Here is a 24,118-nt window from a genome sequence, read left to right on the forward strand (position 1 = left end):
CGCGCCAATGGTACTGCGTCTTAAGACGTGGGAGAGTAGGTCGCCGCCAGGTCGCTCAGGCACAGGAGACGCTTCAATCCAAAGCATGCATGCTTGCATCTTCACGAAATCCATCCTCCCACATGACAGACATCCGCGGGGTGGAGCAGCCCGGTAGCTCGTCAGGCTCATAACCTGAAGGCCGCAGGTTCAAATCCTGCCCCCGCAACCACCGATACTTGACGCCCCGGTTCGAAAGAGCCGGGGCGTTCGTGTGTCTGGGCGTTGCGCAGCTGAACGGCGCCCTCGCAGACCGCCAGCACGCCGGCCAGCTCACCGTGCAGGTCGGCGTCCAACCCCCCACCGGCAGGGGAGGGCGTCAGAACGACGCGGTCGATCATGATCCGCACCATCTCCATCGCCTCGGCGCTGTCCTCGCCGCCAGCGAGAGCAGCCTCCAGCGCTTCCACCTTGCGGCGGTAAAGATCCGGCAGCTGGGGGTGCAGCAGGACCGACGGCAGGTCCGCATCGGGCTCCCCGGCCTCGGCGAGTAGCCGGCCCTTGTCCGCCTCCAGGATGGTCAGGCGCTCCTTCATCGACTCGTGGTACAGCCCGTCCTCGATCGCCTTGAGGATACCGGCGATCTTGCGCTCGACCGCCGCCAGTTCGCGCTCGCGCGTGCGGCGGTTGGCTTCGCGGTCGGCCGTTGCCGCTTCGACGCCGGCACGGAAGCTTTCGACGAACTCCTGGACCAGCTCGGGCGCCAGCAGGCGCTCCTTGAGCCCGATGAGGACCCGCCGCTCGATGTCGAAGCGGGTGATCGTGCGGTCGTTGGTGCAGGTCCCCTTGCTGCGGTGGGCGGCGCAGCCATAGCGGTCCTTGGCCATGATGGCGTAGGTGCCGCCGCAGCACCCGCAGGTCAGCAGCCCCGACAGCAGGAACTTGCGGCGGTGCGCCCGGTTCAGCGCGTTGCCCTGGTCATCGCGACCGATTTCGAAGCTGATCGACGCCTGCCGGTCCTTCACCCGCTCCCACAATGCGGCATCTACGATGCGCAGCTCCGGCACCTCCACCTCCTCCCATGCCTCCGGCGGGTTGGGCCGCGCGACCCGCTTGCCGGTTTCCGGATCCTTGACGTAGGAGCAGCGGTTCCATTCCAGCCGGCCGGCATAAATCGCGTTGTTGAGGATGCCGGTCCCGCGCTCGACCTGACCGCGGATGGTGGTGTCCTGCCAGAGCCGGCCCTCCGGACCGGGCACACCGTCGGCGTTGAGGCGCTTGGCGATGGCGCGCGGGCTGGCACCGTCGGCGAACAGGCGGAAGATGCGCTGGACGACCTCGGCTTCTGCCGGGTTGATCCGCCGCTTGCCGCGACCGTCGGCGTCACCCTCCAGCACGTCATAGCCAAAGGCCTTGCCGCCCGGCATCCGGCCGGCCATCGCGCGTCCGAGCTGACCGCGGCGGGTCTTGTCCGCCAGGTCTTTCAAGGCGACCTGCGCCATTATGCCCATGACGGCGACATGAATGGTGGTGATTTCGCCGAGCTGCGGGGTGAACAGCCGCACGCCGTGGAAGGCGAGGCGGTCCTGAAGGTCGGCGGTGTCGGCGAGCCGGCGGCCGAGACGGTCGATCGCCTCGCACAGGACGATGTCGAAGCGGCGCTGTCCCGCCTCGCGCAGCAGCTTCTGGAAGGCCGGACGATGACGGCTGGCGCCGCTGAGGGCGGCATCGCTGTAGTGGTCGACGACAGTCCAGCCCTGGCGCTCGGCATAACGCCGACACACCTCGATCTGGTCGGCGATGGAGGCTTCGCGTTGCTGGTCGCTGGAATAGCGGGCGTAGATGACGGCGCGCATAACGGGCTCCTAAGGGCGCTCGCCGCGGACGACGCGGCGCAGGCGGGTGATGTGGTCGGTGAGGGTCGCCTGATAGCGGCGGCTGGCTTCCAGCCCCTTGGCCATCGTGTAGTGGCGCTCGCTGGTCCGCAGGGTGCTGTGGCCGAGCAACGCCGCCGTCAGCCGGGCACCCTGCGGGTCGTCGAGGGCGATGCTGGTCGCAGCGCAGTGGCGCAGCAGGTGCGGGTTGATCCGCTCGCCGAGGACGGCCGGGGTGGCGCGCTCGAAGCAGCTGGAGACGCCGTTGAGGGTCATCGGCAGCCCCTTGCGGGTGATCCACAGGGCATCATGGGCGTGGCCTTGCAGCAGCCGCGGCCGGTGCAGGTCGAGATAGCGCGCCATGTGGGGCACCAAGCTGGCCGGCAGCGGGAAGCTCATCGGACCGCCGCACTTGAGGTCTTCGCGTTCAAGCTGGATCAGGAAGCCATCGGAGGTCGGCCGAAGATGCTGCCCCACCCGCAAACCTGCCAACGTGCGGCGGCGGATCGGCCGTGAAATGGTGAGGGCGAACATCAGAGCGTCGCGGAAGCCGGTGGCATGGGCGAACGGCCGGGTTTCGGGCTTGCCGTCGATTCCGGCAAGGGCGGCGAGGGCGCGCTGGTAAAGGTCGGCAGCGTTGCGGATGCGCGGCGCAATCGGACGCCGGTTGGCAGCGCCGCGCTTCAGGCGGCCGGCGGTGCGGCGCAGCCACCCCCAATCGGCGTCGGGCGCCACGGCCGGCATGATGGCGGCGAGCTGGTCGATGGTGGTCCACAAGGACAGCGGCGCCAGAATCGGACGCAACAGGTCGATGTAGCTGCGCACCATGTCCGGCGTCACGCGGTCGCCAGGGGCGGCACCCGGCGTCAGCAGTCCCTGCTGGTCGAGGAAGGTGAGCCAGCGGCCGTAGTTGGCGGCGCGGCTGCGACGGGTGGCCGGTGCCCAGTCGGTGGCGGCACCGGCGTCATCCAGCGGCCCGCCGGCTTCGCAGGCGGCTTGCCACAAGCTGCGGTCCTGCTCGGGCCACGCGCTGACCGGTAGACTGCGGCGGTTGATCGTCACGGAGGTCTTGCTCATCGCCTCAGCGCCCCACGACGTGGCTGCGAAGCGTGCGGGCGCGTTCCAGGATGTTGGCGTCATAGCGGGCGACCGCGGCGGCGGTGTCCTGGCCGGTGTAGTAGGTCACCGTCGTGTCGGTGGAGCGATGGCCGAGGAGCTGGCGCGACAGCTCGTAATTGCCGGGATCGAACTGCTGGCTGAGCTTGCCGGCGAGGTGGCGGAACAGGTGGGGATTGACCACAAGGCCGGTATGGTCGCGGACCGCCCGCTCGATCTGCGCCGTCAAAGCGGTGATGTGCTTGCAGCCACCATCGCGTCCGGGGAACAGCAGGCCGCCCGTGTCCGGCGTCAGCAGCGGACGGTAGCGCGTCATGAAGTGGTCGATCATCCGCACCAGCGGCTCCGGCAGCACCGCCTCGATCGGCTGGCTGGTCTTGGTCTCCTCGGCCGGGATGACGAGATGGACGACGGCGTGACGGCCGCAGCGGCTGCGGCAGAGATGGCGATGGACGTCCAGCCGCAGCAGGTTGAGGCGGCGCAACGGGACCAGCAGCAAAATCTGCACGGCCACCGCGGTCTGCGCCATCAAGGCTTCCCGGCGGCTGGGCGCCGCCACGCGGTCGGCCTTGTCCATCAACCGCTCCGGCAGGGTGAGCAGGGCCAGCAGGTGCTTGGGATCGTCGAAAGCGCGCAGGCGGGCGCGGTTCTTGTCGGTCATGCCCTTGCGCCGGCTGCCGAGCTTGGCGACCAGCTTGTCCAGCCGCTCCAGGTCGGCCTTCGGCGCCTGAACCCAGTGGCGGGCGACGGAGAGCAGGCACTTCGCTTGTTCGATCAGGCCGGGGCTGGCGCCGCCCCGGCGGGTCATCAGCCACAGCAGGGCGCCCTTAAAGCGCTCCGGCACCACCAGCGCCGCCAGCGTGTTCAACGCCTGGGGGTCTTCGCCGGCATGGACGACGGCGGCAGCGAAACGCAGCACATGGCCGCGGGCGGTCTTCAGCGAGCTGGGGCGCAACGGGCGGGCTGGGCCGAACTCGTCCAGCGGGTCGGCGCCGGACAGCCGCCGCATCCATGCCGCCAGATCGGTGGCAAAGGACGGCGGGAGGCGGTCCAACGGTAGCTGGTAGTCGTCCCGGTTGCTGGTGACCGGCACTGGCGTGATCTGCCAGTCGGGCAGGGCGGCGGCGACGGCGCGGTTCCACTGCTGGCGGGCCATCCGCTCGACCCGCTGCGGCTTGGCGACCAGCGTGCCGGTCGCCAGCGAAGCGGCGAAGGCGGTGAAGGTGGCGTCCGACACGGCGTCCGGCGCGATGTTGTGGTCGGCGCAATACCGCAGGAAGCGGGCGAGACCGCGCTGCATCGCCGGGTCGGTGACCGCCGCGCGGAGGCTGTACCAGGGCTCCGGCAGGTGGCAGGCGAGGCGCCGATGGGTTGCCGTGGCGCCGTAATGGCGCAGCAGGGTGCTGACGGCGGAACGGATGTTCTGCCAGCGCTTGAGCGACAGGCCGTGGGCCGCCGGATGGACGGAGGCGATCAGCGGGCGCAGCGTATCGAAGCTGGCGGGGATGGCGGCGAGGTCGCGTCCGACGATGCCGCCGAAGCGGCGCAGGGAGGAGGCATGGTCCCGAGCGCGCTGCGGCGGCAGGGCGGGGTCGGCCAGGACGCGCGTCAGCAGGTCGGCCAGGGAGCGCATCGGCGGCATATCAAGCACCGCAGGCGAGCTGCGCTGAGGCTGGGAAGTAGTGGAAGTGCTCATCCATGGCCTCGGGAAGACAGGAGTGGACAGGAAGTCCAGATCGGGAAGACGTAGCACGTTTTTTGTTCGAAGATACGAGGGTGACCTCTTCCCGATGATCGTCTAAGTTCTTGCCACTACTGGACAATAAAGGACAGAGGTGGTCAGCTGATCCAGCGCTGCCGCAGGAAGATGTCGAGGTCCTTCGGCTGGATGCGGATCTGACTGCCGAGGCGGACGGTGGGGAGGTCGCCCGACGCGATCCAGCGACGGATGGTCTTGATGCTAACCTGCAGGCGCTCGGCGACGTCAGGGATGGTCAGCAGGGCGGCGGGACGGGAAGGGGGCTTGCTCATTCCGGCTTCGGGGGCTGCGTCGCCTCGCCCGAAGCCGCCAGGTATTCCCGCGCCGCCATGCGGCCCAGCAGGCGCGCCAGCGCACGCAGGCGCTCGACCGCAGCCTCGGATTCGGGAGGGATGCAGGGGGCGGCGGTGTCGGGGGAGAGGACATGGTGGGTCATCCCCTCTTCGTGCCAAAGCTGGACTCTTGTGCCGAAAGGGCCAGATCAGCTTTGCGGCGCAGCTGATTTGTTCGGGTCGGTTCGCCGGCCGTTGATGGCGCGCTTCGCTGCGGTGCGCAGGGCGTTCTTGGTCGGCGTGTAGCCCAGCGCCTCCAGGCAGAGCTGGAGGAAGTCCACCAGCGGCCCGCCGGCGGCCCCGCTCATGTCGTCCCAGGAGGTGCCGGGCGGACGGTCGCTGATCGCCTCATAGACGTCCAGCAGGAAGTCGAAAGTCATGTGGTAGCCGGCCGCGGCCTTGTGGCGCGTTCCACCGACGCCGGAGGCGACACGGTACGCTTCGGCATCCCGCACCAGTTCAGCCGCAGAGCGCAGCATCAGCACGCCGCTGAAGGCATCTTCAAGCGCGTGATCTGCCTGCCCATCGATGATGGCGGCGTTGGGATCGTCCGGCGTCAATTGCGCGGCCAAGCCCCACAGGAGCTGCGGGACAGGACGGAGGCGTCCATCCTGCGGTGTGTCGTCCTGGATGGCATCCAACAGGGCGTTGCAGGCCGTCATGATGCGCTTCATCCGGTCGCGGGTGGCACTGGGAGCGGGCGTCTGGTCGATGGCCGCCTGGGACGCTGCCAAGGCCGGAAGTTGCTCGACGTAGAGGCGCCATGCCGCAATCCTGCTGGGATCAGACAACTGCAGCCGATCGACGACAGCATCGAACAACGGCCGCCATGGCTCATCCTGCATTTCCGTCGGCGGAGGTGCCTGTTCCGTCATGATGGCTCGGTGTGATGTCGAAGGGGGATAGTGCCGAGGTACCGCGTTGGATCATACCGGGACCATCCCGCGGCATGAAGGGCGGCTGACGCCGCCCTTCCCCTGACATGCCCAGCCTTGCCATGGCACGCCGATCCCTGCCAGGCCAAGGTCGCATCGAGGCGCGCCGGTCGGCCCCTCAATGCACCGTGAAGCGCCCGAATTTGGGGCGCCAATCTCCAAGGCCGACCACCTCGCCGGTGGTGCGGATGATGTCCCGGACGTCATCCTCGCTCAGCAGCGACGGCATGTACTGGATGGTGACCGCAGCGCTCCAGTCGTCGAAGCGTGGCCGGACCCGCATCACCCGCAGGCGTTCGACCCGGACGCCGGTGCGAAAGCGGAAGCGGCCATCATCCCACAACGCCTCCGGCTCGCGGGGGCCGTCATACTGAAGCGGGATGTTGCCGTCACACAGGATGCCCGCTTTGGCCAGCGGCCCGCGGCGTTTGCGCTTAGCGCCGTCGATCAGCGCCGCCTCAATCAACTCGCCGGGGAGACAGGGTTCGCCGCCTTGCAGGTACAGCGAACCGAGGAACTCAAGCTTGGCCATCCGCTCCAAATCGGCCTCGGTCTTTGGCCGCTTGCTGCTCAGCTTCTTGATGTCCTTCACCAGCGGGTCGAGCGGATCGGCCAGCCGGCCGTTGTGCATGAGAAGGGGTGAGACGCCGGTGATCTGGAAGCTCAGGGGTTGATACATCGGGGGCCTCCAGCCGCGGACGGGGGCGGCTTGGCTGGGTGTCGGGGAGGTTGACCGTGGCCGCGGCGTAACGGCGGCCGCGCAGCATGCCGGTCACCATCGCGTGGCAGGGCGCGCACAGCGTCGTCACAGCTTCCAGGCTGTCCTGAGTCCAATCGCCGCGGGGCGGGTAAACGCGGTGGTGCCCTTCCAGCTGGTCTGTCGCGTTGCACAGGACGCACCGTCCGCCATCGCGGGCGAACGCATCACGCCGCAGAGCGCGCCATTGAGGACTGGCAAGGTAGGCGACGTAACCGACAGGGCCGCTGGCCGGACCCGGCACCGCCGCTGATGGGGACTCTGCTGACGGGGATATGTCCGCTGCTGCTGTGTTTGTCGGCTCGCATGGGCTCATGCCGGTCCACTGGTTCGTTCTGATCGACGAATACCGATCTGGTGGATCGTGGTCAAGGCGCTATAACGGCGTAATGATCCGGCTCATGTCATTGAGCTTGAAGCAGCGTGTCGGGTTGAGGGTCAAGGAGGCGCCGGTGGCCCGCGGCCTCACCCAAGAGGCATTGGCGGATCTGGTCGGCCGGACGGTCGAGGCTGTGTCCAACATCGAACGAGGCCGCACCTTTCCGACGATCGACACGCTGGAGCAACTCGGTCGGCATCTTGACGTCCCGATACAGCAATTCTTTGAAGATGTTGAGCAAAAGGTAAGCGACAGGCGGTTTGTCCTGGAAGGCAACCTCAAGATCCTCGTTCGACAATTGTCGAACGAGGATCTTGAAATTGCTGTAAAGCAACTCGCAGTTGTCGTTGAAATCAGAAAGAACTGTTCTTAGATTTTTGTATTTCCAATAATTACATGTTTTATGAACATTAGCTCTACTTTGCCCAGCTTGGCCTGATAATTTTTCCAAGGTAACCATGAAAAACCATTCGGGTTATGTTTGTTTTTAGTACTTTGACTTCTACATACCCGTCTTCCGTCCAGCCATCGAGAACCTCAACAGGGCCGAAGGTATGGTGCTCCATGATATTTCCAGGTTGATGGATACGTTTGTGAGCTTTCGGCTTCAGGGGCGCAGAGGCATTCACGATTTGATCGGAGTTTTGGCTATTTACGGGCGGGCGCCTCCTTGTCGCTTCGGGATTGTTGGGCTTCTTCTTAATGGGCTGCTTTTTATCTTCCGAGATAGCCACCTTGCGGACACACTCGGTCTGCTTCTCAGTTGACGACCGGCGTGATTTCACTGGCTTTGCCTTCGGCGGCTGAGGATCCTCAAGCCAGCATTCCCCGCGCAGCCAGTTGTGCGGGAACTTGAGGTACTTCGAGTCGGTAAGGTGGGCCTTGGCGACCGCATATCGCTGCATGGCGGCGATCAACACACACGGCGTCGCGGCACCAGAAGCCAAGACCTCGCGGTAAACTTCTATGGTTTCCTGCCGCTTTTCCCGCTTGGGACAGACTGACCAGAACTCGTCAAAGCGGTCTGCGTGATCTTGGACCTTGATCGTTACCCCGCCGTCGACGGCGCCGCCAACGGCGGTGACGGCGCCGGGCGGCGGTGGGGTAACCCCTTCTTCCTCTCCCCCGGGGTTAAACCCGGGGAGAGAAGAGGGAAAGGGGAGCGTGGACGCTACCAGTCCAACGCGCCGGCGCTCCTGGTCGAAGGCGTCCGCGCTACTGGTCGCGTCCGTGCTGCCGATGCGGCCAATAACCTCATTCACACCGGTCGTGCTTTGAAGATGGGCAGGGCGATAGGACAAATTCGGGTGGTAAACATTCGCCATGCGATCGCCCTCCTTGTTCGATCCACCGCGCCTGTGAACCGGCAAGACACCAGCGCGCTCCAAGTTTTTGACTCCTCGCTGGACACCGCTCCTGCTGGCGCCAGTTCGTTCGGAAAGGCGCTCGAATCCAACGCGAGCGAGGCCAGTATTATTATCGAGGCAATGGAGAATGCAGGCGACAATGCCAATTTCGATACGGCTGCGGGCAGGATCGCAGGCTACTGCTTCCAGAAGGAGGTGTTTGTCGAGCAAGCTGATGGCGGACACGGTGGGCTCCTAGGTGCATTAAGGTGCCTATTCTTGGCGCTGGGTACCGGTTGTGCCCGATTGGTTATCGGTGAGATGGTCGGAACTGACCCATCGCTTGCCCTTCCAAATGGCAGCGATCTAAATGTGCAAAGCAATTAGCAACTTTCTCAAAAAGGGAGGCGCTTCGCCGTAGGCATTGCCAGAGCATATTTTGTATCGCACAATGACAACCCTGACGGGGAAATGGATCGCGAATGACGTTATGAGTGCAATGATCTATGCGCACTCTGTTTCCGGAAGGGATGAAAAGCTGTGGGAGCCCTTGGCGGCTCACCTGACCAATGTCGCCGATCGGGCGGGGAGGCTTGCAGCCGCGTTCGGTGGCCAAGAGCTTGCACGGGCCATGGGGGGGCTCCACGACATCGGCAAGGCGCGGGATGCTTTTCAATCCTATATCCGCGGTCAAGGGCCGAGCGTCGACCATTCGACCGCCGGTGCTGTCATCGGCGAGCGCAAATACCCATTGCCGTTCGGCCGAATGATGGCCTATGGGATCGCCGGCCATCATGCCGGACTGGCGAACGGGGACATTGCTGGCGGTGGGTTGTCGTCGCTGAAAGATCGGCTAGCAGCCGGGGCCGCTACCCCCCTGCCGGAGAGTTGTCTGACACCCTACCTTGATATTGCACCGCCGGAGGTCGCTCTGGCCGCGCCGGTGCTGTCCGAGGGGTTCACGCACGAGTTCTCTGCCGCTTTCCTCACTCGTATGCTTTTTTCCTGTCTCGTCGATGCGGATCGGTTGGAGACGGAGCGATTCTATGCCGATCTGCATGAAGAGCCGGTCGAGCGGGGATGCCCGCTCACCGTCGCCGATCTTCGTGACCGGCTGAACGCGCATCTGGCCCAATTCGACGGGCGGACCGGTGCGGTCGACAGTTTGCGGGCGGAGGTGCTGGCAGCGGTTCGGGCGAGAGCGGACGACGAGCCGGGATTATTCTCGCTGACGGTGCCAACCGGCGGCGGCAAGACCCTGTCGTCGCTGGCCTTCGCCCTGGACCATGCGGTTCGGCACGGGCTGCGGCGTGTCATCTATGTGATCCCCTTCACCTCCGTGGTCGAACAGACGGCAGCGGTCTTCCGCGACGCCCTGGGCAGCGACGACGCCGTGCTCGAACATCACAGCGGTTTCGATTTTGGACCGGCGGACAGCGGCGCGCCCGACGAAGAAGGCCGGGATGGTGCGCGCAAGCTGAGGCTGGCCGCTGAAAACTGGGACCGGCCGGTGGTCGTCACCACCGCGGTGCAGTTCTTCGAAAGCCTGTTCTCCAATCGCCCGTCGGCTTGCCGGAAGCTGCATGCCATCGCCGGATCGGTCGTGATCCTCGACGAGGCGCAGACCTTGCCGCTGAAGCTGCTGCGGCCATGCCTGGAGGCGTTGCGCGAACTGGCGCGCGGCTATCGCAGTTCGGTGGTGCTGTGCACAGCGACCCAGCCGGCGGTGACGACGGAAGCCGGCTTCAGGGGCGGCCTGGACAAGGTGCGGGAACTGGCTCCCGATCCGCCAACGTTATACCGCCGCCTGAAACGGGTGACGGTCAGCACCATCGCCGAACCGCTGTCCGAAGAGGCGCTTGCCGACCGGCTGCTGAGCGAGCCACAAGCCTTGTGCATCGTCAACAGCCGCCGGCACGCGCGCGACCTTCACAGGCGGATCGCGGTGACCGAGGGCGCGCGACATCTGTCCACCTGCCTGTGTGCCAAACACCGGCGGGCGGAGTTGACGGCCATCCGCCAGGACATCAAGGACGGCAAGACCGTCCGGCTGGTTTCGACGTCCCTGGTAGAGGCTGGGGTGGATTTCAGCTTTCCCGCAGTCTACCGGGCGATGGCCGGGCTCGATTCCATCGCGCAGGCAGCAGGCCGCTGCAACCGGAACGGCGAGTTGCCGGAATTGGGCCGAGTCTTCGTCTTCGATAGCCCTGAGAACGAAGGTCACCGGCCCCCGGCGGAGTTGGCCCTGTTCGCCCGAACCGCCGCCAGCGTTCTTCGCGCCCACGACGACCCGCTCGCTCTTGATACCCTGCGTGCCTATTTCCAGCAGGTTTATTGGCTGCGCGGTGGCGAGGATCTGGACTCCGCCATGGTGGGGGAGGGAACGGCCGCGATCCGCGGCATCCTAAACGCTTTGCGCCTCCATCGGCGTAGGCACGACTTCCCCTTTGCCGACATTGCGAAGGCGTTCCGGATCATCGAGTCGCCGCTGGTGCCGGTGATCGTACCCTATCGTCCTGCTGGTGAGCCGGACGCCGTCCCGCGCCTGCTCGACGCCCTGCGCCACGCTCCGGCGGATAAGACCGGGGGGATTGCCCGCGCTTTGCAGCCCTATCTGGTCCAGGTTCCCCGTTCGGCCCGTGCCGGCCTGCTGAAGGCCGGGGCGGCGGAGTGCATCCGGAGTGGCGAATTCGGCGATCAGTTCGTCGCGCTGGTCAACGACGACCTCTACCGCCCCGATGTCGGGCTGGATTGGGAGGATCCGACCTTCCGGCGATTTGATTTTTTTAGCTGATAAAGGGTGCCTTTGTTCGCCTGAAAGTGGGCGAGCTCCTTGGAACTCGCCCATTCATCGGGTGGACAGATGTTGGCGAACAACGTACGATATTTCGATCCACGGCAAAACCACTGCATCGGCCTGCCGACGAGTTGATAGTATGCAAACTGCTCTGGAGGGTGCAAGCCTCCAACGCTCTTTCATCGTACGTTGATCGTTACATCGTTCAAACGATGAACTTTTTCTTGACCCGCAAGAGATTCTAGAAAAGAGTATGGCACGTCAGCGCTGCAACGCGGACGTGCCTGTTAGGCTCTCCCGTCTCTCCAGCCGCTAGGAAAGGAGGTGCAGGGTGTGGCAAGCCTTCCGGAGAAGATGATACAGGCGCGCCTGAAAGCCAAGAGTCTTGGTTTGGGTGTGCCGTCAATGGCATGGGCGGTGGCTTTTTGCCTCGGCCCATGCCCTAGTTCACGTCCTTAAGCGTGAAACTCCAATCCAGATTTTCAAAAGGCAAAGCCCATGGCCTACGGCGTGAAACTTCACGTGTGGGGCGACCGCGCTTGCTTCACCCGGCCAGAAATGAAGGTCGAGCGGGTGTCCTACGACGTCATGACGCCGTCGGCGGCGCGCGGCATCCTGGAGGCGATCCATTGGAAGCCGGCAATCCGTTGGGCCATCGACGCCATCGAGGTGCTGAAGCCGATCCGCTTCCAGTCGATCCGCCGCAACGAGGTCGGGTCGCGTGTGCCGACCGTAGCGGTGCGCAAGGCGATGAAGGCCGGCGAGGTGCAGGACCTGCGCATGGTGGCGGAGGAGAACCGGCAGCAGCGCGCCGCCACCCTGCTGGTCGACGTCGCCTATGTCATCCACGCCCATTTCGAACTGACAGAGCGCGCCGGACCGGGCGACAGCGAAGCCAAGCATCTGTCGATGTTCAATCGCCGGGCGGCAGGCGGTCAATGCTTTCAGCAGCCCTGCCTGGGCGTGCGGGAGTTTCCGGCGAATTTCGCCCTTCTGGAGGATGGCGCCGCACCGGTGTCGGAATTGCCGCCGGACCAGCGTGACCGCGACCTCGGCTGGATGCTGCTCGACATCGACCATGCGAACGACATGACCTCGCTGTTCTTCCGGGCAGCGCTGCGCGACGGCATGATGGTGGTGCCGCCACTGAATTCGGTGGAGGTGCGGTCATGACCGTCCTCGCCGCGCTCAATGGCTATTATGATCGGCTGGCCGACCGCGGCGAGGTGCCGCCCTTCGGCTATTCGACCGAGCGGATCGCCCACATCATCGTGTTGTCGCCCGATGGCGAGCCGGTGGAGATCCTGCCCTGGCAGAGCCTGTCGGGGAAGAAGGCGGAGCCGCGCCCGGCTGCGGTGCCACAATCCTTCAAGCGTCCGGGGACCACGCCGCGCTCCTTCTTCCTGTGGGACAATGGGAAGTTCGTGCTCGGCCTCGGGCTGGACAAGGCGACGCGGCAGCGGGTGGCCCATCCGGCAAACCATGCGGCCTTTCAGGAGTTGCACCGCCGGTTGCTGGCCGGAACCGAGGATGCCGGGTTGGTCGCCCTGCTGCGTTTCCTCGATGTCTGGGCAGCGGATCACTTCGACGCCTGCGGCTTTACCGACGCCATGCTCGACCAGAACTTCATGTTCATGCTTGACGGCGACCGGAATGATCGGGGGGAGCCACGCTTCCTGCACGACCGTCCCGCCGCCCGGCGCATCTGGGAGCGCGCGGTGGCCGAGGGTGCTGGGGGCGAAGGAATCTGCTTGGTAACGGGAACGCGCCAGCCGATCGCCCGCCTGCACCCGGCGATCAAGGGGGTGATGGGCGCGCAGAGTTCCGGAGCCTCCATCGTCTCCTTCAACAACGACGCCTTCACCTCTTACGGCAAGGAGCAGGGGCTGAACGCACCGGTATCGGAGGCGGCAGCCTTCGGGTACGGCGCTGCCCTGAACGCGCTGCTGGCAAGGGGCAGCGGCAACCGGCTGGTAATCGGCGATGCGACCACGGTGTTCTGGGCAGATGCCTCCGGCGGCGAGGAGTCCGCCAAGAAGGCGGAGGTACTCTTCCACGACTTGCTCAGTCCGCCGCCGGCCGAGGACGCCGACGAAGCGCAGGCGATCCGCAACGCCCTGCTTCCGGTCAGCCAGGGGCGACCGGTGCGGGAGATTGCGCCGGAACTGGACGAACGGACGCGCTTCTACGTGCTCGGCCTGTCGCCCAACATCGCCCGGCTGTCAGTGCGTTTCTGGCTGGAGGACAGTTTCTCGGCCATCGCCGAACGTGTCGGCCGCCATTGGGAGGATCTGCGGATCGACCCTTCGCCCTGGCGCACCGCACCGGCGGTCTGGATGCTGCTGCGCGAGACCGCCCCGCTTGGCAAGACCGAGAACATCGCGCCGCAACTGGCCGGGGAGGTGATGCGCGCCATCCTGACCGGCGGTCGCTATCCCCGCAGCCTGCTGGCGGCGGTCATCACCCGCATACGGGCCGGCGATCCGGTGAACGGCGTCAAGGCCGCGATCTGCCGGGCCTGCCTGAACCGCGACTCCCGCCTGGGAACGAAGAAGACGGAGGAGATACCCGTGAGCCTGAACCGAGACGAGGCGAACCCGGCCTACCGGCTGGGCCGCCTGTTCGCCGTGCTGGAGGGTGCCCAGCGGGCGGCCCTGGGGGATGTGAACGCCAGCATCCGCGACCGCTATTTCGGCGCCGCGTCGGCCACCCCGGCCAGTGTCTTCCCCATGCTGCTGCGCAACAGCAACCATCATCTGGCGGTGCTGCGCAAAGGCGACAAGCCCCGGCTCGGCGGCTGGTTCGAGGGGGAAATCGGCCAGATCCTCGGGGGGCTGGACAGCGGCTTCCCACGCTCGCTGCGCATTGAGGATCAGGGGCGTTTCGCCATTGGCTATTACCACCAGCGCTATTCTGGCAAGGCCGCCGCTTCCACCGACCGCCCCGGCGCTACTGAACAGACCGTTTCCGAGGATTGAGCCATGTCCGCGATCCAGAACCGCTATGAGTTCGTCTATCTGTTCGATGTCACCAACGGCAACCCGAACGGCGATCCCGACGCCGGCAACCTGCCGCGGCTCGACCCGGAAACCAACAAGGGTCTGGTGACCGACGTCTGCCTGAAGCGGAAGATCCGCAACTTCGCCGCACTCAGCCGTGACGGCGAGCCGCGCTTCGGCATCTATGTCCAGGAAGGGGCGATCCTGAACGAAAAGCACCGCGCCGCCTACCGGGCCGTCCGTCCGGACGACAAGGATGTCGAGAGCGCGAAGAAGCTGTCGCCCAAGGAGTCGGAGGAAAAGGCCGTCCGGCAGTTCATGTGCGACAACTTCTTCGACGTCCGCAGTTTCGGCGCGGTGATGAGCACCAGCATCAACTGCGGGCAGGTGCGTGGGCCGGTTCAGCTGTCCTTTGCCCATTCGGTGGAGCCGATCCTGCCGCTGGAGATTTCGATCACCCGGATGGCCGCCACTTCGGAAAAGGAGGCGAAGGAGCGCAAGGACGGGGATCCGGCGGACGACGGGCGCCGCGACAACCGCACCATGGGGCGCAAGCATGTCGTCCCCTACGGCCTGTATCGCTGCCATGGCTACATCTCCGCCAAGCTGGCGGAGGGGACCGGCTTCGACGAGGATGACCTGGACCTTCTGTGGACCGCGCTGGAGGGGATGTTCGACCATGACCGCTCGGCCGCCCGCGGCGAGATGGCCGGCCGCAAGCTGGTCCTGTTCCGCCATGACAGCGCGCTCGGCAACGCTCCCGCCCACCGCCTATTCGACTTGGTCAGCGTGAAGCGGCACTTCCAAGGCGAGGATTACGAGCTGGACGGCCCCGGCACCGGCAACCTGCCGCCAGCCCGGCGCTTCGCCGATTACCGGATCGCCCTGGATGCGGCCCGCGTGCCGACCGGGGTCACGATGATCGAGAAGTTCTGAACGAAACGGGCAGCCAGCCGGGGAAGGAGGCGCGGTATGGACGACGATGATCTTCTTCCCCTGTCGGCGTTGCAGCACCAACTGTTCGGTCCCCGCCAATGCGCCCTGATTCATGTCGAGCGGCAGTGGCAGGAGAACGCCTTGACCATCGAAGGCCGGCTGCTTCATGACGCGGTGGATGCGGGGGGCCGGGACAGGCGCGGCACCGTCCGCACGGTGCGGTCGATGCCGTTGCGGTCGCGGCGACTCGGTCTTGCCGGTGTTGCCGATCTGGTCGAGTTGCATGGTCCCGAGCAGCGGCCTTACCCGGTCGAGTACAAGCGCGGCCGGCCCAAGGCCCACCGGGCGGACGAGGTCCAGCTCTGCGCCCAGGCCATCTGTCTGGAAGAGATGTTCCACACGAACATTGCCGAGGGGGCTCTCTTCTATGGAGAGAACCGGCGGCGTGTCGTGGTCCGGCTCGATGACGAGTTGCGGGGGTTGACCGAACGGACGGCGACCGCCGTTCGCGCCATGATGGAGTCCGGCCGCACTCCGCCGCCGGTGTACGAGGCGGCCAAATGCCGCAACTGTTCGATGATCGAGCTTTGCCGGCCGCGCCGGCTGGGCCGTCCGCCGCCGGTGGCCGACTGGCTCGCCCGGCACTTGGAAGACGGCGAGGACGCAATGCCACCCGATGACCGTGGAGAAACCGACCGGGGAGACTCCTGATCCCATGCGCCAGCATTTGAATACGATGTTCGTCACCACCGAAGGCGCGTGGCTGTCCAAGGATGGCGCCAACATCGTGGTGGAGGTGGAGCGGCGGGAAATCGGCCGCGTGCCCATGCACATGATGGGCGGTATCGTCTGCTTCGGACGGGTCGGCATGTCGCCGCCGCTGATGGGGGCCTGCGCCGAAGCCGGAGTGACGGTCTCCTTCCTGACCGAGCATGGCAAATTCCTGGCGCGGGTGGAGGGGCCGTGCAGTGGCAATGTGTTGCTGCGCCGCCGTCAGTATCGGGTGGCCGACGATCCGGACGCCGGGCTCGTCATCGTCCGCGCCATCGTGACGGCTAAGGCGGCGAACCAGCGTGCGGTGCTGCGTCGCGCGCTGCGGGACCATGGGTCTTCGATGGTGGAGTCCGGCCGCGCGGGATTGGACGACGCTCAGCGCCGCCTGGGAGATGTGGCGCGTCGGGTGATGGAGGCGGGGAATATCGACATCGCGCGTGGACACGAGGGGGACGCCGCGAACGCCTATTTCGGCTCATTCGACCATTTGATCCGTCGCGACAACGACGCCTTCCGGTTCCGCGGTCGCAGCCGCCGTCCGCCGCTGGACGCCTGCAACGCCCTGCTGTCCTTTTTATACGCTATGGTCGGGCACGACTGCCGCTCGGCGCTGGAATCCGTTGGTCTGGATCCGCAGGTCGGCTTCCTGCATCGCGACCGTCCCGGCCGTGCCGGCCTCGCCCTCGACCTGATGGAGGAGTTCCGCCCTGTGCTGGCTGACCGGGTGGTTCTGACGCTGATCAACCGGCAGCAGATCGGACCGAAGGATTTTACCTTCATTGAAGGCGGTGCCGTCCTGCTGCGCGACGACTCCCGCAAGGCCGTCCTTGCCGCCTATCAGGAACGCAAGAAGGATGAGATCACCCATCCGTTCCTGAACGAGAAAGTCAGCCTTGGCTTGGTCCCGCACATCCAGGCGCAACTGCTGGCCCGCCATCTGCGCGGTGACCTTGACGGCTACCCGCCGTTTCTATGGAAATGACCGGCCATGCTGATGCTGATCACCTACGACGTAAACACCCAGGACGCGGCCGGCCGCCGCCGATTGCGCCGGGTTGCGAAGGCCTGCCGGGATTTCGGTCAGCGCGTTCAGTTTTCCGTATTCGAATGCGAGGTCGATCCGGCGCAATGGACCGCATTGCGTGCCCGGCTGCTCGGTGAAATCGACCAGAGCACAGACAGCCTGCGCTTCTACCATCTTGGCGCCAATGCTAGCCGTCGCATTGAACATGTCGGTGCCAAACCCGCATTGGACCTAGACGGAACGCTGGTGTTCTGAGCGTGCGCGAACCTGAAGCGGACAGGAAACTCCTGGGAGGTTCGCAGCGGAACGCTTTCAATGGGTTAGCTTCGATGGCATTGTGATTGACGCCCGACAGAACGGCGCGCGCGAACTGATTCGCGCTCGACCGGAGATTTTGGGTGCTTGGACAAGTGGATATTGACTGCCAGTCGCTCCCCGCGCGGGAGCGTGGATCGAAACGTCCAGCTCCTGCCGCCGGAATACACGGTCGCCTGTCGCTCCCCGCGCGGGAGCGTGGATCGAAACCACCATGCGGCGAAGGCGTCGCGGCCCTGTGCATGGTCGCTCCCCGCGCGGGAGCGTGGATCGAAACACGGTCACTGCGGTGAACGAATGGCGCTTGTCCGTCGCTCCCCGCGCGGGAGCGTGGATCGAAACGAATTTGCCATAGGCGTAGCCGCCTGGGCCGCCAGTCGCTCCCCGCGCGGGAGCGTGGATCGAAACTCGCCCTGCACCACCAACGCCGCCATTCATGCCGGTCGCTCCCCGCGCGGGAGCGTGGATCGAAACGCCCGCCAATTCGACAGACGATCACGGTCCATGTGTCGCTCCCCGCGCGGGAGCGTGGATCGAAACCTCTTGGTTTACGACCCTTCCGACGATCCGACGGTGTCGCTCCCCGCGCGGGAGCGTGGATCGAAACGGTTTCGGCCGGGCAAGTGTCCGCTTGCCGACCGGTCGCTCCCCGCGCGGGAGCGTGGATCGAAACACCAGCCAGCGGCTGGAGGACCAGCACACCGCCGGTCGCTCCCCGCGCGGGAGCGTGGATCGAAACCCCAAAATACAGGAACAAGCCATGGCCCTCACAGGTCGCTCCCCGCGCGGGAGCGTGGATCGAAACTCGGACATCCAGCAGGCGAGGGCGGACGACCGAGAGTCGCTCCCCGCGCGGGAGCGTGGATCGAAACTAGGCATCGTGTCGGGCTGCCGATGCCGCGGCAGTCGCTCCCCGCGCGGGAGCGTGGATCGAAACACCCACTTGTCGAACTCAGCAGCGGCGCCAGCATGTCGCTCCCCGCGCGGGAGCGTGGATCGAAACACCAGGGCGACAGCGGTGGCACACACAGGTCTTGTGTCGCTCCCCGCGCGGGAGCGTGGATCGAAACGCATCTCATACGTGACCGTGACCTTCAAGCCATGGTCGCTCCCCGCGCGGGAGCGTGGATCGAAACTGCGACACCTCATCGGCAAGCCTCTGGTCCGCCTGTCGCTCCCCGCGCGGGAGCCTGGATCGAAACCAGATCGTCATCTCGGCCAAGGACCGCGCCTCCGGGTCGCTCCCCGCGCGGGAGCGTGGATCGAAACGCGCATCTACCACCCCGGCCGCGGAGTGACCGCCAGTCGCTCCCCGCGCGGGAGCGTGGATCGAAACTCCATAGCGAGGCCCGTGCTTGGCGAATTGCGCGCGTCGCTCCCCGCGCGGGAGCGTGGATCGAAACATCATTCGACGCGCGACGCAGACGGCGGAGATCTGGTCGCTCCCCGCGCGGGAGCGTGGATCGAAACAGCCTCAGCGCAACCGATCATCGCGCCGACCTCGGTCGCTCCCCGCGCGGGAACGTGGATCGAAACAATGACAGCCTGTCGCATGTCTTGGTGCATGAGAGTCGCTCCCCGCGCGGGAGCGTGGATCGAAACTACATGTGGACCGGCGGGGCGCCGCAAAGCATGGCGTCGCTCCCCGCGCGGGAGCGTGGATCGAAACCGTGCCCAGGTGGTCACCCGACGTACCTATAACCGTCGCCACCCGCGCGGGGGCGTGGATTGAAACCCCGACTGGCGCGCGCATGGCCAGATCGCGGCGGGTCGCCCCCCGTGGGGGGCGTGGATCGAAACCGGTTGATTGTGCGGGTGGGGGTAACGTCTTCGGGTCGCCCCCCATGCGGGGGCGTGGATCGAAACAAGGCGATCACAAGCGCCATGGTCGACGCTGTGAAGTCGCCCCCCGCGGGGGGCGTGGATCGAAACATGACCCGTTATGGCTATGTCGAGTTGACGAATAGTCGCCCCCCAGGCGGGGGCGTGGATCGAAACAGGCAGGTGCCTTGACCACATCGGCCTGAGCGGCAGTCGCCCCCCGCGCGGGGGTGTGGATCGAAACTTCAGCGTGGCGATGTCCTCGACCGCCTGCGTCATCGGGTCGCCCCCCGCGCGGGAGCGTGGATCGAAACGGCATGCGCCCACAGTCAGATGCGGAGATTCGTGCTGTCGCCCCCTGCGCGGGGGCGTGGATCGAAACTGGTAGGTGACGACGACGGTCACGCGGGCGGGCGGTCGCCCCCCGCGCGGGCGCGCGGATTGAAACACCTATGGCTGGAACGGCGGCGGCGAACTGACGGTCGCCCCCCATGCGGGGGCGTGGATCGAAACGGCACGGACCTGCAACGCTCCGCCGCGACCTGGAGGTCGCCCCTCGCATGGGGGCGTGGATCGAAACGCCCTGATGCTGGAGCGCGAAGGCCCGTCGCTGATGTCGCCCCCCACGCGGAGGCGGGGGTCGAAACAGGTGCGAGGGGCAGCGGGCGCGATTGTCCCGGGTCGCCCCCCATGCGGGGGCGTGGGGCGAAACGGCTGCGCTGCTCGGCGATGACGGCGAGGAAATGGTCGCCCCCCGCGCGGGGCGTGGATCGAAACTCCCAATAATCGCCGTAGGCCTGGATTTGCAGATGTCGCCCCCCACGCAGGGGCGTGGATCGAAACTGGTTGGCGGCAGAGGACGAGCCGCCGAACAGGCGACGCCCCCGCGCGGGGCGTGGGTCGAAACGACTGGCTCAACGCCTGGTGCGGGATCACCAGCTAGTCGCTCCCCGCGGGGGCGTGGGTCGAAACCACAGCCGGGCGCGGCCGGTGCGGTCAATGTCTAGTCGCCGCCTGCGCAAGGGCTTGGATCGAAACCGCGTTGGTGATGGCGGCAACGGCACCGCCGATGGTCGCCCCCATACGAGGGCGTGGATCGAAACGGACGCCTGCGCCCGTTGGGTGCGCGCCGCTGCGCGTCGCCCCCACGCGGGGGCGTGGATCGAAACTCGCCGATCGGCAAGGACTTCGACGCCCTCGCCGGTCGCCCCCCATGCGGGGGCGTGGATCGAAACAGCCGACGAAGGGTCTCGTTGGTCAGGTCTAGGAGTCGCCCTCCACGCGGGGACATGGATCGAAACACGGTCGAGATGGCCAAGCGGGCGGGCCTGCTGAAGTCGCCCCCTACGCGGGGGCGTGGATCGAAACTGCAGTACGGTGCGGGCGACGCTGCGGCCGGACGTCGCCCCCCGCGCGGGGGCGTGGATCGAAACACATAGCGGTCCACATCGGCCGCCGCCTAAGCCAGGTCGCTCCCCGCGCGGGAGCGTGGATCGAAACACGGCAATGACCACTGCCATCAGCAGGCTCCCGTGTCGCCCCCTACGCGGGGGCGCGGATCGAAACATGCGTCAGGGTGACCGGCACCTGATCGAGGCAGGTCGCCCCCGCGGGGGCGTGGATCGAAACAGGCGCATCGGTAGGTAGCGGGTGCCGCAGCGGCTGTCGCTCCCCACGCGGGGGCGTGGATCGAAACAGCACCATAGCGTCGAACCACTCTTCCTGGGCAAGTCGCTCCCCGCGCGGGAGCGTGGATCGAAACTGTTGCAATCGGCGCAGACCATGACGCAATTGGGTCGCCCCCTACGCGGGGGCGTGGATCGAAACCTTGCCGGTCATCTGGTCCAGGAGTTCCAGGGTCGGTCGCCCCCTACGCGGAGGCGTGGATCGAAATTTGCCCTGGTCGATGCCTATGCGGACGGTGGAGGGTCGCCCCCACGTGAAGGGCGACGGCGTCAAACGGCTATGGGTGGCAGCCTCAACTCTCGGTGGTTGCGCGCCCCCGCAACCACCATCAAGCCGCTGATTTCCAAAAAAATCAGCGGCTTTTTGCTGTCCGCATTCCGCCTGAAAAACCCCTCCGTGGCAGCGTCGTGGAAGCACCAGGGCGGAAACTCCCGGATAGTTTCGGCGGCCAGGATCGCGTATTTGTGATGGCTGAAACGTAGATGGTGCATGCCTTGACCCGGCCGCACACGGCTCGGAAACAGCTAATCACTGCTGAGGCCACTCCTCAGACGAATCCATCGGGCAACCGACTCCGAGGTCTGCTCAGTGATCTCGAACTGGACCGGATGGGGCCGGTCTTCTGCTGCACCACGGTCGCGCGAGAGCGCACCGAGCCGTTCAGGGCGACATCGCCGATCTTGAGACGGACGAGATCGCACCCACGCAGCTTGCTGTCGATGGCCAGATCAAACATCGCCAAGTCGCGCGTCGCGTCCGTCAGTTGAAGGCGAATGCGGATCCCCCAGACATGCTTCGGCTTGAGCGGGGCTTCGGTCCGATCAGCCGGGCTTTATTCCACGGAACCCGACCGACGTGAGAGGCTTGGCTCATCCTTGGTCTCTTCGTGAACATGTGCCTCCCCGGATCGGCGAGGCAGAGTCCACCAGCATCGGATGAAACCATTGGAGGATCGGTGGAGGTACTGGCCCAAAGGCAGACGTGCCCCAGAACTGGCTGCAAGGCCTTGAGTCGGCTGGATCATCATACGCACGGGAGAACCCGAGTTTCGCTTCATTCCCCAAACCATTTGTGCGATCTTCAGGGTGTGAACCGCGCCGGGTTTCACGGAGGCCCCATCTTCTGAGAAACTGGGGTCATCATGACGAAACAGGCATCGCCCAAATACGCCCCTGAGTTGCGCGAGCGCGCGGTTCGGATGGTGTTCGAGCACGAAGACGAGCATGCCTCGCAGTGGGCGGCGATCAGCTCGATCGCGGCGAAGATCGGCTGCAATCCCGAGACGCTGCGGGGCTAGGTCCGGCAGGCCGAGCGTGACCAGGGCAACCGCCCCGGTCCGACGACGGACGAACAGGAGCGGATCAAGGCGCTGGAGCGAGAGGTGCGGGAACTGCGCCAGGCGAACGAGATCCTACGCAAGGCGTCGGCGTATTTCGCTCAGGCGGAGTTCGACCGCCCGTTCAAGAAATGATCGCCTTCATCGACGCGCACCGCGCCGTTCACGGGGTCAGCCGATCTGCCGAGTGCTGCCGATCGCCCCGTCGACTTACCACGCCCATGCCGCCCGGCGGGCCGATCCGTCCAAGGCGCTGGCCCGCTTGCGAAGCGACGCGGAGCTGAGTGTTGCTATCCGGCAGGTCTGGGACGCGAACTTCCAGGTCTATGGGGTTCGCAAAGTCTGGCGGCAGTTTGCGGCGGGAGGGCATCGATGTGGCACGCTGCACGGTGGCCCGGCTGATGCGCCAAATGGGCCTGAAGGGCGCGACACGCGGCAAGGCGGTCCGCACCACGATCAGCGACCGGGCAGCGCCATGCCCCCCTTGCGGCGGCAGCGGTTCCGGAACGGAACCGCGAGAGCCGGCCGACCGGGTGAACCGCCAATTCCAGGCGCCACGTCCAAACGCCTTGTGGTTGGCCGATTTCACGTACGTATCGACATGGCAGGGCTTCGTCTACGTGGCCTTCGTCATCGACGCGATTTCACGTACGTATCGACATGGCAGGGCTTCGTCTACGTGGCCTTCGTCATCGACGCCTTCGCCCGCCGCATCGTGGGCTGGCGGGTGTCGGCCAAAGCCCATGCTGATTTTGTGCTGGACGCTCTGGAGCAGGCACTTCACGACCGCCGACCGGCTAAAGGCAGCGGCCTCATCCACCACTCGGATCGTGGGGCGCAATATGTCGCTATTCGGTACACCGAGCGCCTGACCGATGCCAGTGTCGAGCCCTCCGTCGGTAGCGTCGGCGATTCCTACGATAACGCCTTGGCCGAGACCATCAACGGTCTCTACAAGACCGAGGTAATCCGGCCCCGTGGGCCATGGCGCACTCTGGAGGCTGTCGAAGTTCGCCACCCTGGAGTGGGTCGACTGGTTCAACCACCGGCGCCTCCTCGAGCCCATCGGCAACATTCCTCCCGCCGAGGCCGATGCGCGCTACTATGCTCAAACCGAGCACGTCGCCATGGCGGCGTGACTCAAATAAAACAGCCTCCGGAAAACCCGGCGCGGTTCAACCCTCCTGGCCACGTGATCCACGCAAAGTGCGCAAGAACCACCGAACCAGGGCAAGATCAGACTGCTTCATCACAAGAAGCATGTACGAAGTCTGTGGCTTAACCCCGCGCCCGCCGACCTGGCTCTGGTGAATTGGTCAGGTAGAAATACCGACGCGGTTCAGGGGGCGCTCGTGGCGGTCGGCACCAGCCTGAAATGGGTGGCATCAAATCCCGGCGATCTCCAGCGTGCCATAAAGCAGGCTGAGGAGGTGGGAGGTGGCGAGCTTCGTCACCGCTTCCCCGTCGGAATCCAATCGGAACAGCGCGCCGCCTTGCCCGGCGTCGATCCCGCTGAAATAGAGGCTGTCGCCGACCGAGTGGAGGTTGCCGGGCGCCGTCCAGATCGTGTCTTGGAACCTGTCCGCCACCATGCGCGTGCCAGCCTCGGTACCGTCGCTCATCCACAGACTGCGTCCGTGCACTCCGTCGTCCGCGGTGAAGAACACCCTGTCGTCCAGAACGGCGAAGTCCCCGATGTTGGCCCCGGCGCTGCCAGGGGCGATATCCTTCACCATGCGCGTTCCCTGCTCCGTCCCGTCCGACGTCCAGAGCTCGAAGCCGTGCTCCCCATCCCCGGCCACAAAGGCAATCCGGTCGTCGAAGGCGACATACTGGTTGGGCAGGGAGAGGCCGACCGGCGGAAAATTCTTCACCGGCATTGTGCCTTCCGGGGTTCCGTCGCTGGTCCACAAATCCTCGCCGTGGTTATAGAACAGCCTGTCTCCCACTGCG

17 protein-coding genes, 1 tRNA gene, 2 pseudogenes, 1 CRISPR repeat array and 1 other annotated feature are annotated in these 24,118 nt (G+C 65.7%); of the genes and pseudogenes, 11 read left to right on the forward strand and 9 right to left on the reverse strand.

Going from position 1 to position 24,118, the window contains the following annotated elements; all coding sequences use genetic code 11:
- Positions 1 to 134 precede the first annotated feature (134 nt).
- Positions 135 to 211 (forward strand) — tRNA-Met (locus tag CRT60_RS03025).
- Positions 212 to 251: 40 nt separating this feature from the next.
- Positions 252 to 533, forward strand: coding sequence for a hypothetical protein (locus tag CRT60_RS36790; RefSeq protein WP_244592233.1), 282 nt, complete (start codon positions 252 to 254; stop codon positions 531 to 533).
- A 246-nt stretch (positions 534 to 779) separates the two neighbouring features.
- Here the strand turns inward: CRT60_RS36790 and CRT60_RS36795 are convergent.
- The 7 genes and pseudogenes from CRT60_RS36795 to CRT60_RS03055 form a co-directional block, all read right to left on the reverse strand.
- Positions 780 to 1,835 (reverse strand): annotated as a pseudogene (locus CRT60_RS36795) (recombinase family protein); the annotation flags it as partial.
- A gap of 9 nt (positions 1,836 to 1,844) precedes the next feature.
- The gene (locus CRT60_RS03035; RefSeq protein WP_161957959.1) at positions 1,845 to 2,930 is read right to left on the reverse strand and encodes a tyrosine-type recombinase/integrase; all 1,086 of its coding nucleotides are present in this window, start codon (positions 2,928 to 2,930) and stop codon (positions 1,845 to 1,847) included.
- Positions 2,931 to 2,934: 4 nt separating this feature from the next.
- The gene (locus CRT60_RS03040) at positions 2,935 to 4,665 is read right to left on the reverse strand and encodes a site-specific integrase (RefSeq protein WP_143273035.1); all 1,731 of its coding nucleotides are present in this window, start codon (positions 4,663 to 4,665) and stop codon (positions 2,935 to 2,937) included.
- Positions 4,666 to 4,808: 143 nt separating this feature from the next.
- The gene (locus CRT60_RS03045; protein WP_098734974.1) at positions 4,809 to 5,000 is read right to left on the reverse strand and encodes a helix-turn-helix domain-containing protein; all 192 of its coding nucleotides are present in this window, start codon (positions 4,998 to 5,000) and stop codon (positions 4,809 to 4,811) included.
- Complete coding sequence (locus CRT60_RS36080) at positions 4,997 to 5,164, reverse strand: hypothetical protein (RefSeq protein WP_161957960.1); 168 nt, start codon at positions 5,162 to 5,164, stop codon at positions 4,997 to 4,999. Before CRT60_RS36080 ends, CRT60_RS03045 begins: the two co-directional genes overlap by 4 nt.
- 45 nt (positions 5,165 to 5,209) lie before the next feature.
- The gene (locus CRT60_RS03050; protein WP_143273037.1) at positions 5,210 to 5,935 is read right to left on the reverse strand and encodes a hypothetical protein; all 726 of its coding nucleotides are present in this window, start codon (positions 5,933 to 5,935) and stop codon (positions 5,210 to 5,212) included.
- 178 nt (positions 5,936 to 6,113) lie between these two features.
- Complete coding sequence (locus tag CRT60_RS03055) at positions 6,114 to 6,674, reverse strand: hypothetical protein (protein WP_098734976.1); 561 nt, start codon at positions 6,672 to 6,674, stop codon at positions 6,114 to 6,116.
- 353 nt (positions 6,675 to 7,027) lie between these two features.
- Between CRT60_RS03055 and CRT60_RS03060 the strand changes: the two genes are divergently transcribed.
- On the forward strand, positions 7,028 to 7,504 hold the full coding sequence (locus tag CRT60_RS03060; protein ID WP_204561630.1) for a helix-turn-helix domain-containing protein: 477 nt from the start codon (positions 7,028 to 7,030) through the stop codon (positions 7,502 to 7,504).
- 43 nt (positions 7,505 to 7,547) lie between these two features.
- On the opposite strand, the gene CRT60_RS35425 is transcribed toward CRT60_RS03060, so the two are convergent.
- Positions 7,548 to 8,723 (reverse strand): helix-turn-helix domain-containing protein, encoded by a 1,176-nt coding sequence (locus tag CRT60_RS35425; protein WP_143273039.1) that lies wholly within the window; start codon positions 8,721 to 8,723, stop codon positions 7,548 to 7,550.
- A 205-nt stretch (positions 8,724 to 8,928) separates the two neighbouring features.
- Here CRT60_RS35425 and CRT60_RS03065 point away from each other — a divergent pair, with 205 nt between their 5' ends.
- The 8 genes and pseudogenes from CRT60_RS03065 (at position 8,929) to CRT60_RS03105 (ending at position 23,304) form a co-directional block, all read left to right on the forward strand.
- Complete coding sequence (locus CRT60_RS03065) at positions 8,929 to 11,271, forward strand: CRISPR-associated endonuclease Cas3'' (protein WP_244592234.1); 2,343 nt, start codon at positions 8,929 to 8,931, stop codon at positions 11,269 to 11,271.
- A gap of 501 nt (positions 11,272 to 11,772) precedes the next feature.
- Positions 11,773 to 12,447 carry a type I-C CRISPR-associated protein Cas5c gene (gene cas5c / locus CRT60_RS03070; RefSeq protein WP_098734978.1) on the forward strand — a complete coding sequence of 225 codons (675 nt, stop codon included), beginning with the start codon at positions 11,773 to 11,775 and terminating at the stop codon, positions 12,445 to 12,447.
- Positions 12,444 to 14,252, forward strand: a complete 1,809-nt coding sequence (cas8c, locus tag CRT60_RS03075) for a type I-C CRISPR-associated protein Cas8c/Csd1 (protein WP_098734979.1) — start codon at positions 12,444 to 12,446, stop codon at positions 14,250 to 14,252. The genes cas5c and cas8c overlap by 4 nt, the downstream gene beginning before the upstream one ends.
- A gap of 3 nt (positions 14,253 to 14,255) precedes the next feature.
- Entirely contained in the window at positions 14,256 to 15,209 is a 954-nt protein-coding gene (cas7c, locus tag CRT60_RS03080; RefSeq protein ID WP_098734980.1) for a type I-C CRISPR-associated protein Cas7/Csd2, read from the forward strand.
- Positions 15,210 to 15,245: 36 nt separating this feature from the next.
- Positions 15,246 to 15,920 carry a CRISPR-associated protein Cas4 gene (gene cas4 / locus CRT60_RS03085; RefSeq protein WP_098734981.1) on the forward strand — a complete coding sequence of 225 codons (675 nt, stop codon included), beginning with the start codon at positions 15,246 to 15,248 and terminating at the stop codon, positions 15,918 to 15,920.
- 4 nt (positions 15,921 to 15,924) lie between these two features.
- Positions 15,925 to 16,965 (forward strand): type I-C CRISPR-associated endonuclease Cas1c, encoded by a 1,041-nt coding sequence (gene cas1c, locus CRT60_RS03090; RefSeq protein ID WP_098734982.1) that lies wholly within the window; start codon positions 15,925 to 15,927, stop codon positions 16,963 to 16,965.
- Positions 16,966 to 16,971: 6 nt separating this feature from the next.
- Positions 16,972 to 17,262, forward strand: a complete 291-nt coding sequence (gene cas2 / locus CRT60_RS03095; RefSeq protein ID WP_098734983.1) for a CRISPR-associated endonuclease Cas2 — start codon at positions 16,972 to 16,974, stop codon at positions 17,260 to 17,262.
- A gap of 172 nt (positions 17,263 to 17,434) precedes the next feature.
- Positions 17,435 to 19,058: direct repeats of the CRISPR family, unit length 32 nt; unit sequence GTCGCTCCCCGCGCGGGAGCGTGGATCGAAAC.
- Between the two features lie 2,912 nt (positions 19,059 to 21,970).
- A pseudogene (locus tag CRT60_RS03105) lies at positions 21,971 to 23,304 on the forward strand (IS3 family transposase).
- Positions 22,255 to 22,370: a sequence feature (AL1L pseudoknot), on the forward strand. It overlaps the preceding pseudogene by 116 nt.
- A gap of 246 nt (positions 23,305 to 23,550) precedes the next feature.
- Here the strand turns inward: CRT60_RS03105 and CRT60_RS03110 are convergent.
- Positions 23,551 to 24,118, reverse strand: a 568-nt coding sequence (locus tag CRT60_RS03110) for an ELWxxDGT repeat protein (protein ID WP_342210663.1), incomplete at its 5' end; no start/stop codon positions are given.

The organism is Azospirillum palustre (assembly GCF_002573965.1).
GTDB classification, from domain to species: domain Bacteria; phylum Pseudomonadota; class Alphaproteobacteria; order Azospirillales; family Azospirillaceae; genus Azospirillum; species Azospirillum palustre.

Excerpts from the sequence above, each read along its gene's own strand:
- CRT60_RS03035 (WP_161957959.1), bottom strand. The coding sequence starts at position 2,930 with ATGAGCAAGACCTCCGTGACGATCAACCGCCGCAGTCTACCGGTCAGC.
- CRT60_RS03040 (WP_143273035.1), bottom strand. The coding sequence starts at position 4,665 with ATGAGCACTTCCACTACTTCCCAGCCTCAGCGCAGCTCGCCTGCGGTG.
- CRT60_RS03045 (WP_098734974.1), bottom strand. The coding sequence starts at position 5,000 with ATGAGCAAGCCCCCTTCCCGTCCCGCCGCCCTGCTGACCATCCCTGAC.
- CRT60_RS36080 (WP_161957960.1), bottom strand. The coding sequence starts at position 5,164 with ATGACCCACCATGTCCTCTCCCCCGACACCGCCGCCCCCTGCATCCCT.
- CRT60_RS03050 (WP_143273037.1), bottom strand. The coding sequence starts at position 5,935 with ATGACGGAACAGGCACCTCCGCCGACGGAAATGCAGGATGAGCCATGG.
- CRT60_RS03055 (WP_098734976.1), bottom strand. The coding sequence starts at position 6,674 with ATGTATCAACCCCTGAGCTTCCAGATCACCGGCGTCTCACCCCTTCTC.
- CRT60_RS03060 (WP_204561630.1), top strand. The coding sequence starts at position 7,028 with ATGTCCGCTGCTGCTGTGTTTGTCGGCTCGCATGGGCTCATGCCGGTC.
- CRT60_RS03065 (WP_244592234.1), top strand. The coding sequence starts at position 8,929 with ATGACAACCCTGACGGGGAAATGGATCGCGAATGACGTTATGAGTGCA.
- cas5c (WP_098734978.1), top strand. The coding sequence starts at position 11,773 with ATGGCCTACGGCGTGAAACTTCACGTGTGGGGCGACCGCGCTTGCTTC.
- cas8c (WP_098734979.1), top strand. The coding sequence starts at position 12,444 with ATGACCGTCCTCGCCGCGCTCAATGGCTATTATGATCGGCTGGCCGAC.
- cas7c (WP_098734980.1), top strand. The coding sequence starts at position 14,256 with ATGTCCGCGATCCAGAACCGCTATGAGTTCGTCTATCTGTTCGATGTC.
- cas4 (WP_098734981.1), top strand. The coding sequence starts at position 15,246 with ATGGACGACGATGATCTTCTTCCCCTGTCGGCGTTGCAGCACCAACTG.
- cas1c (WP_098734982.1), top strand. The coding sequence starts at position 15,925 with ATGCGCCAGCATTTGAATACGATGTTCGTCACCACCGAAGGCGCGTGG.
- cas2 (WP_098734983.1), top strand. The coding sequence starts at position 16,972 with ATGCTGATGCTGATCACCTACGACGTAAACACCCAGGACGCGGCCGGC.